The sequence below is a fragment of the Nocardioides sp. genome (assembly GCF_031422975.1).
Lineage (GTDB): Bacteria > Actinomycetota > Actinomycetes > Propionibacteriales > Nocardioidaceae > Nocardioides.
Window position 1 is genome coordinate 1 of record NZ_JANPEO010000057.1, and the last position, 8,296, is coordinate 8,296.

Annotated in this window: 9 protein-coding genes; 5 read left to right on the top strand and 4 right to left on the bottom strand. The window is 70.0% G+C overall.

Going from position 1 to position 8,296, the window contains the following annotated elements; genetic code table 11:
- A partial coding sequence (locus RMO85_RS01920; protein ID WP_310526134.1) for a thioredoxin domain-containing protein occupies window positions 1–1,863 on the top strand: 1,863 nt, incomplete at its 5' end.
- Window positions 1,860–2,762, top strand: a complete 903-nt coding sequence (locus RMO85_RS01925; protein ID WP_310526137.1) for a DUF1353 domain-containing protein — start codon at window positions 1,860–1,862, stop codon at window positions 2,760–2,762. The genes RMO85_RS01920 and RMO85_RS01925, both read left to right, overlap by 4 nt.
- Here RMO85_RS01925 and RMO85_RS01930 read toward each other — a convergent pair.
- The 4 genes from RMO85_RS01930 to RMO85_RS01945 all read right to left on the bottom strand — a co-directional run bounded on the left by RMO85_RS01930 (window position 2,749) and on the right by RMO85_RS01945 (window position 5,022).
- A complete protein-coding gene (locus RMO85_RS01930; RefSeq protein ID WP_310526139.1) occupies window positions 2,749–3,114 on the bottom strand; it encodes a hypothetical protein in 366 nt (121 codons plus the stop codon). The two genes, RMO85_RS01925 and RMO85_RS01930, sit on opposite strands and share 14 nt — an antisense overlap.
- Before the next feature lie 115 nt (window positions 3,115–3,229).
- Window positions 3,230–3,952: a hemolysin III family protein gene (locus RMO85_RS01935; protein WP_310526141.1), complete on the bottom strand. Its 723-nt coding sequence runs from the start codon at window positions 3,950–3,952 to the stop codon at window positions 3,230–3,232.
- A gap of 51 nt (window positions 3,953–4,003) precedes the next feature.
- On the bottom strand, window positions 4,004–4,486 hold the full coding sequence (locus RMO85_RS01940; protein ID WP_310526143.1) for a YetF domain-containing protein: 483 nt from the start codon (window positions 4,484–4,486) through the stop codon (window positions 4,004–4,006).
- Entirely contained in the window at window positions 4,486–5,022 is a 537-nt protein-coding gene (locus RMO85_RS01945; protein ID WP_310526145.1) for a hypothetical protein, read from the bottom strand. The genes RMO85_RS01940 and RMO85_RS01945 overlap by 1 nt, the downstream gene beginning before the upstream one ends.
- Before the next feature lie 33 nt (window positions 5,023–5,055).
- On the opposite strand from RMO85_RS01945, the gene RMO85_RS01950 reads away from it, so the two are divergent.
- The 3 genes from RMO85_RS01950 to RMO85_RS01960 all read left to right on the top strand — a co-directional run bounded on the left by RMO85_RS01950 (window position 5,056) and on the right by RMO85_RS01960 (window position 8,284).
- Complete coding sequence (locus RMO85_RS01950; RefSeq protein WP_310526147.1) at window positions 5,056–5,835, top strand: isoprenyl transferase; 780 nt, start codon at window positions 5,056–5,058, stop codon at window positions 5,833–5,835.
- Window positions 5,836–6,082: 247 nt separating this feature from the next.
- Complete coding sequence (locus RMO85_RS01955) at window positions 6,083–7,396, top strand: PhoH family protein (RefSeq protein ID WP_310526149.1); 1,314 nt, start codon at window positions 6,083–6,085, stop codon at window positions 7,394–7,396.
- 216 nt (window positions 7,397–7,612) lie between these two features.
- On the top strand, window positions 7,613–8,284 hold the full coding sequence (locus tag RMO85_RS01960) for a lytic transglycosylase domain-containing protein (RefSeq protein WP_310526150.1): 672 nt from the start codon (window positions 7,613–7,615) through the stop codon (window positions 8,282–8,284).
- Window positions 8,285–8,296 lie beyond the last annotated feature (12 nt).

Genomic DNA, 8,296 nt, shown 5'->3' on the forward strand with positions numbered 1-8,296 from the left:
TGGGAGTGGAGCCCCGAGGCCTTCGCCGAGGCGCGGCATCGCAACGTCCCAATATTGCTGAGCGTCGGGTACGCCGCCTGCCACTGGTGCCACGTGATGGCGCACGAGTCCTTCGAGGACCAGGCGACGGCCGACTACCTCAATGAGCACTACGTCAGCATCAAGGTCGACCGCGAGGAGCGGCCCGACGTCGATGCGATCTACATGCAGGCGACGACCGCGATGACCGGGCACGGTGGTTGGCCGATGACCTGTGTGCTCGACCACGACGGCAACCCGTTCTTCGCCGGCACCTACTTCCCGCAGCGACCGCGGCACGGGCAGCCGTCGTTCACGCAGGTCCTGCAGGGGCTCACCGATGCGTGGGTCAACCGGGGCCACGACGTCGCGCGGGTGGCCGGCGACCTGCGCGAGCATCTGCAGGCCACCGCGAGCTTCGCTCCCGGTGAGATCGACCTCGACGCGGCGGTGCGCACGCTGGCGAAGGAGTACGACGGCGTCCACGGCGGGTTCGGGGGCGCGCCGAAGTTCCCCCCGTCGATGGTCCTGGAGTTCCTGCGCCGACAGGGCGAGACCGACATGCTCACCGGCACCCTCGAGGCGATGGCGCGCGGCGGCCTTCACGACCAGCTCGGCGGCGGCTTCGCGCGCTACGCCGTAGACGCCGACTGGGTGGTGCCGCACTTCGAGAAGATGCTCTACGACAACGCCCTGCTCCTGCGGGTGTACGCCGCAACGCGCGCCCCCCTGTTCACCGCGGTCGCCGACGGTGTCGCCGACTTCATGCTCAGCGAGCTGCGCACCGACGAGGGCGGCTTCGCCTCGGCGCTCGACGCCGACTCGGAGGGCGTGGAGGGGCGCTTCTATGTCTGGACGCCCGCCCAGCTGGTCGAGGTGCTCGGCGATGACGACGGCCGGTGGGCCGCGGAGCTGCTCGAGGTCACGGACACCGGCACCTTCGAGCACGGTGCCTCGACGCTGCAACTGCTCGAGGCGCCCGACGATCTCGAGCGCTGGTCTGAGGTACAGCGGCGGCTCCTGGCCGCCCGCGACGAGCGGGTCCGCCCGGCGCGCGACGACAAGGTGGTGGCCGCCTGGAACGGGCTGGCCATCAGCGGACTGGTCGAGCTTCACCACGCGCTCGGCAAGCCCGCACATCTCCACGCGGCGGTCGCTGCCGGAGAGCTCCTGGCGCGCGTGCACCTTGTCGACGGGAGACTGCGACGCGTCTCGCGCAACGGCGTCGTCGGTGCACCCGCAGGAGTGCTCGAGGACTACGGCTGTGTCGCGGCCGGCTTCCTGGACCTGGTGCAGGCGACCGGCGACCGGGTCTGGCTCGAGCGGGCGGGGCTCCTGATCGATGTCGCCCTCGACCATTTCCGGGCCGCGGACGGCGGGTTCTTCGACACCGCCGACGACGCCGAGCAGCTCGTGGCCCGCCCCCGCGACCCGAGTGACAACGCGTCTCCGAGCGGACTCTCCGCGCTGCTGCACGCGCTCGTCAGCCACGCCGCCCTCACCGGATCGCACCGCCATCGCACGGCCGCCGAGGAGGCGCTTGCCAGTGTCGCGGTGCTCGCCCAGCGCGTTCCCCGGTTCGCGGGCTGGTCGCTGGCCGCAGCGGTCGCGATGCTCGACGGACCGGAGGAGATCGCGGTGATCGGGCGTCCGGGCGCCGAGCGCGACGTCCTCGTGGCAGCAGCGCGGCGGCGTACGAACGCCGTCGTCGTGGTCGCCGAGCCAGGCACCACCGGCATCGCGTTGGTGGAGGGGCGCGGTGAGGTCGACGGCAGACCTGCGGCGTACGTCTGCCGCAACCATGTGTGCGGCCTGCCGGTGACAGACCCCCAGGACCTCCGATGAAGCCGGTGCAGACCCAGCCGCGCCGTTTCTATGACGGCGGCGTGCTGGCGGTCGGCGACCGGATCGGGTTGCCGCCGGACCCCGACGCCGATCCGCGGATCGTGCTGGAGCGGCACTTGGAGGACGACCTCGAGACCTTCAGCCTGGAGCGCAGGATCGCCTACCGCGACCGGCACTTCGGCGAGATCCTGGTGCCCGCGTCGCCGGACTTCCGCACCGACCTGACCTCGACGCCGGCCCTGTTCACGTGGCTGGTGCCCAAGACCGGCGCACATCTGCCGGCGGCCCTGGTGCACGACGCGCTGGTCGCCGGTGGCGGGGAACCGTCCTACACCTCCACCCAGGGTCACGACATCGACCGGGTCGAGGCCGATCGGGTGTTCCGCGACGCCATGGCCGACACGGGCACCGGCGTTGTCCGACGCTGGATCGTGTGGGCTGCCGTCACCACCGCCACCATCTTCGTGGCCGGCGGACTGCCCTGGTCGCCGCTGCTCAACTGGGCGCACCGCATCGGCGCCGGCACGTCGCTCGCGGTGATCGTCTACCTCGGCTACTGCTCGACCGGCGATCTCTTCGACCTCGACTGGCCGCTGACCGTCCCGGTGCCGTGGATGGGGGACCGCGCCTGGTGGCAGGAGGTCATCGGGGGGCTGGCCGGCGCGATCGTCGTCCCGCTGGCGCTGAGCCTGCTGTGGGGACGCTTCGTGAAGGCCGGCGTCATCGGCTGCGTGATGCTGGCCGTGCTGCTGCACGTCACCGTGGGCCTGGCCGCGATCTCGCTGGCCTACCAGGCGCTGGAGCGGATGGCGCGCCGTGCGCCGAGGCTGACCCGGGCCCTCACCATCGCCGTGGCGGTCGGGGCGCTGGTGTCGTTCGTCTGGCTCAGCCTCGTCTGAGGCCGACCTCGGAGAGCCACCTGCCCGCGAACGTGTCCCGCGGCACGTCAGCGGTCAGCAGGTCTAGCCCGGTGTGGAACGCGAACACCAGCAGTCCCAGCGCGCCGAGGCCGACCACCGTGCCCTTGATCCGCTGCGGTACCCAGTCCCGGGCCCCGCGCATGCGGTGCCACCAGCCGCTCACGGACGCGGCGACGACGGCCGAGACGATGCTGGCGAGCACGGCGCCGAGCACGGTGCCCATCAGGTCGAGGCGAGAGCTCAGGATCGTCGCGGTGGCCGCGGCGACGGCGCCCGCGACCAGTTGGGGCAGGGAGAGCTCGAGGGCAGGTCGGTGGCTGGATTCAGGCATCACGGACTCAGATCGGGTGGTGTCGAGGACAGGAGGCATCCTGTGTACGACGACTCGCACCGCTCGGATGTTCCCCACCGTGAGGGGGCTCACCCCGCCGGAGGGACGCTCAGCGTCAGCGCAGGGAGTACGTCGCCACCGAGACGCCGACGTAGTGCGTGACGAAGGCCAGGATCGTGAAGCTGTGGAACACCTCGTGGAAGCCGAACCAGCGCGGCCACGGGTTGGGTCGCTTCGTCCCGTAGACGATGCCGCCGAGCGTGTAGAGGCCGCCGCCCACGGCGATCAGCACCATGACGGCGGTGCCCGTGCTGGCGCCGTACCGGGCACTGGCGCCGGTGACGAAGTCGCCGAAGAAGAAGACCGGAGCCCAGCCGAGCGCCATGTAGATGGGGGCGGACAGCCAGCGGGGCGCGCCCTTCCACAACACCTTCATGGCCACGCCGGACACGGCGCCGCCCCACACGATGGCGATCATCGCCCACCGGTCGGTGCCGTCCAGCAGCAGCAGTGCGAACGGGGTGCACGAACCCGCGATCAGCAAGAAGATGTTGGAGTGGTCGAAGCGCTTCAACCGCGAGTGCACGGTGGGCGACCACGTGCCACGGTGATAGACGGCCGACACGGTGAAGAGCACGAGCGCGGTGAGCGCGAAGATGGCCGAGCCGACACGGGTGGTGGCGTCGGGGGAGAGCACGACGAGCACGATGCCGGCCGCCAGCGTGAGGGGCGCGGTGGCGAGGTGCAGCCAGCCACGCAGGTGGGGCTTCACCTCCGCGATGACCTCCTCGACGCGCTCGGAGAGCCCGTCGAAGCGGTCGCGCAGGATGTCGTTCATGGGGACAACCTACGGCAGAGCAGGTGACGAGTCCTGAGAACGGCGGCCAACTCAGGTGATCTCGTGGTCACTCGCGCCGTCCTCGCCCTCGCCGTCGTCGCTGGTGAAGAACGAGAACGAGCCGTCGGTCTCGAGCACGCAGAGCTCGATGTCGCTCAGCCGCCGGATGCCCTGCTGCCTGGCAGCCTCGTGCACGTCCGCGATGGTCATGCGCTCTCCGCCCAGGGTGTCGAGCAGCGGCTCGCCGTCGCGGACGACCACGCGCGCGCGCCCGGCCAGCCAGGGACGGAACCTCGGATAGTGGAAGCCCAAGGTGTTGAGGGCGATGCCGGCCATGGCAAAGGTCGAGACCGCGATCACGGCGGCCGTCACCGAGTAGTCCTCCTGCAGGATGCCCTGACTGACGAGGTCGCCGACGGTGATGAGGAGGATCATGTCGAAGGCAGAGAGCTGGGCGACCTCGCGCTTCCCGCCTACGCGGACCACGAGCCAGAGGAACATGAAGATGGCCAGGGCCCGGATCAAGATGTCCATCAGGGCATCCTCCACACCGTGAAGGAGCCGGTGACGACCGGTTCGTCGTCGACCAGCACGCTCACCTCGCAGTCCTCGGTCTCGCCGAACTGGCCCGGGGCGACCCGCGCGTCGAGACTGATCTCGAGGACGTTGCCGGTGGGTGGCGGGTCGAACTCGTAGAGGATCCACGGCGGCGCCGTGGTCTCGGCCGAGGGGCTCGGATACCAGGCCTGGAAGTCGAGGTCGTTGAAGAACTCGTCGCACAGACGCATCTGCAGCGTGTCGCCGAAGCCGGCAAGGGCCTCGACGGTGATGTGCAGCGGGGCCGGCTGTCCGGAGCGGGTGATGCGCGGATACTCGATCTGCAGGTTGTAGCCGGCGCCCCTGGCAACTGTCTCGCCCACACGCGGACCGAACAGGCCGACGCCGGCCAGGACCACGACGAGCATCAGCACGCCGGTACCCGTTCGCCTGGCCCAGCGCGAGCGTCTCGTGGGGGGACTCTCACGCAGGTCGGAGATGGTCTCGTCCTCGAAGGTCGTCTCTCTCGGCACCCTCGACACCTTAGGCCCGGCTACCATCGGCGGGTGGCGAATCTGAGGAGCGCAGTGCGTCGGGTGCTCTACCCGGCCTACGAGAAGCGGATGGTGAAGTTCCTCCCTGCCGACCGCATCCCGCAGCACATCGGCGTCATGCTCGACGGCAACCGCCGCTGGGCCAAGGCCGTCGGCCTCGACACCGCCGGCGGCTACCAGGCCGGCGCCGACAACATCTTCCCGCTGCTCGGCTGGTGCGAGGAGGTCGGCGTCAAGGTCGTCACCTTGTGGCTGCTCTCCAGTGACAACCTCACCAACCGCCCCCCGGAGCAGATGGCGGGGCTGCTCGGGATCATCGAGGGCGCCGTCGAGTCCCTCGCCGCCCAGCGCAGGTGGCGCATCCACCCGGTGGGTGCGCTCGATCTGCTGCCGGCCCACACCGCCGAGCGGCTCAAGGCCGCCGAGGACGACACCCGCGACATCGACGGCCTCCTGGTCAACATCGCCGTGGGGTACGGCGGTCGCCGCGAGATCGCCGACGCGGTCCGCTCGCTGCTCCAGGAGCACGCCGCCCGCGGCACGTCGCTCGACGAGCTCGCAGATGTCATCGACGTCGAGCACATCGCCGACCACCTCTACACCAAGGGCCAGCCCGACCCCGACCTCGTGATCCGCACCTCCGGCGAGCAGCGCCTCGGCGGCTTCCTGCTCTGGCAGAGCGCCAACTCGGAGTTCTACTTCTGCGAGGCGCTCTGGCCGGACTTCCGACGGGTCGACTTCCTGCGGGCCATCCGTGCCTACGCCGAGCGCGAGCGTCGCTTCGGTTCCTGAGCCGCCTCCTGTCCAGACGCGTGCCGGTCGCCGTACGCCCGAAATACGCTGTTCACCCCGCGTTCTGGCGTGTCGCTGCGGTTCGGTTGATTGACGGCGTACTTTTTGAGGCATCAGCAGGTGGGGAAGCCGGCTGTATCGGAGGCCATCTTGAGAAGTCACGCACCGCTTCACGGAGCCGTCCGGTCCATGCACTGAACTGGACCGGGTGAGGGCGTTCGCGCCGGTCCGTGAGGGGTAGTCCACAGTGGCCTCCAGCGCTACGAAGAACCGCACCTATGTCCTCGACACCAGCGTTCTGCTGGCCGATCCCGGCGCCCTGAAGAGGTTCGCCGAGCACGAAGTCGTGCTGCCGGTCGTGGTGATCACCGAACTCGAGGGCAAACGCCACCACCCCGAGCTGGGCTTCTTCGCCCGGGCGGCGCTGCGGATGCTCGATGAGCTGCGCGTCGAGCACGGCCGTCTCGACTCGCCAGTCCCGGTGGGCGACGAGGGCGGCACGATTCGCGTCGAGCTCAACCACACCGATGCCGCCTCGCTGCCGTCCGGGTTCCGGCTCGGCGACAACGACACCCGGATCCTGGCCGTGGCACGCAACCTCGCCAACGAGGGGCACGACGTCACCCTCGTCTCCAAGGACCTCCCGCTGCGGATCAAGGCCTCCGCGATCGGTCTGGACGCCGAGGAGTATCGCGCCGAGGCGATCAGCGACTCCGACACCGGCTACACCGGGATGGCCGAGCTCGACGTGAGCTCCGCCGAGCTCGACGAGCTCTACGACGACGGCGTGCTCGACCTCGAGGCCGCTCGCGACCTGCCCTGCCACAACGGTCTGGTGCTCCTCTCCGACCGCGGTACGGCGCTGGGTCGCATCGGCCCCGACAAGCAGGTCCATCTCGTCCGCGGCGACCGGGAGGCCTTCGGCATCCACGGGCGCTCGGCCGAGCAGCGGATCGCGCTCGAGATGCTGCTCGACCCCGAGGTCGGCATCGTCTCGCTCGGTGGCCGCGCCGGCACGGGCAAGTCGGCACTCGCGCTGTGCGCCGGGCTCGAGGCGGTCATGGAGCGCCGCCAGCACAAGAAGGTGGTCGTGTTCCGTCCGCTGTTCGCGGTCGGCGGCCAGGAGCTCGGCTATCTCCCCGGCTCGGAGTCGGAGAAGATGAGCCCCTGGGGCCAGGCGGTCTTCGACACCCTCGGCGCCCTCACCACGCCCGAGGTGATCGACGAGGTGATGGACCGCGGGATGCTCGAGGTGCTGCCGCTGACCCACATCCGCGGCCGGTCGCTGCACGACGCATTCGTGATCGTGGACGAGGCCCAGTCGTTGGAGCGCAACGTGCTGCTCACGGTGCTCTCGCGGATCGGGGCCAACTCCAAGGTCGTACTGACCCACGACGTCGCCCAGCGCGACAACCTCCGGGTCGGTCGACACGACGGCATCGTGGCGGTCATCGACAAGCTCAAGGGACACCCGCTGTTCGCCCACGTCACGCTGACCCGTTCGGAGCGCTCACAGATCGCTGCCCTCGTGACCGAGATGCTGGAGAACGTCACCCTGTGACGCAACAGGCGTGACCCTTGTGGCATGTGTGACGAGTGGGGTGCATGAGGTCGGGGACTTTGCCCGTTTGGTTTGCACGCCCCCCGTTCGTCGTGCATGGTTGCTCGTGATCGTTTCGTGACCTTGAGGCCTCGCCGCAGGGGCCGTCACGACTCCCGCTCCACGTACGACTGCCCTGATGGCAGCCCCCGCCGTCTACCCGTGAGACATCCCCCTGTGACCAAGTCCAACCAGTACGTGCCCAGGCACCTCGCTCCGGGCAAGCACAAGGCACTCAGGACCGCTCCCCAGCGGGCACTGCGCAACTCCGTGTTCCTGACCGGAGTGGCGGCCGTGGCGACGGGCCTCGTCGTCTCCAACGGCGTGCTCGGCACGCCTGCAGGTACGGCGACCGGCGACCTCGCTGCCGCCGCGGTCCACGGCGTCGGCACTGCCCAGGCCGAGACCGGCCAAGGCGACGCCCAGCTCGAGCGTCGCGCGGAGACCGCGGTCGTGTCTCGATCCGATCGCCGTGGCTCCACGGACGCGCGCAAGGTCGCGGCGCTCTCGGCCGCCAACGGCCCGGCGATCACCCGTACCGAGGACCTCTCGACCGGCGACCCCCGCGACGTCGCCCGCGCGTTGCTGCCCGAGTTCGGATTCAGCAGCTCGGAGTTCGACTGCCTGGACTCCCTCTACGAGAGCGAGTCGGGCTGGCGCACCGACGCCGACAATCCGTCCTCGTCGGCCTACGGCATCCCGCAGGCCCTCACCCAGCTCCACGCGCTGCCCGCCGACTACATGACGTCGGCCGAGTCGCAGATCCGCTGGGGCCTCGGCTACATCCAGGACACCTACGGCACGCCGTGCGGCGCCTGGTCGTTCAAGTCCGGCCACGGCTGGTACTGAGCCGGCCGGCTC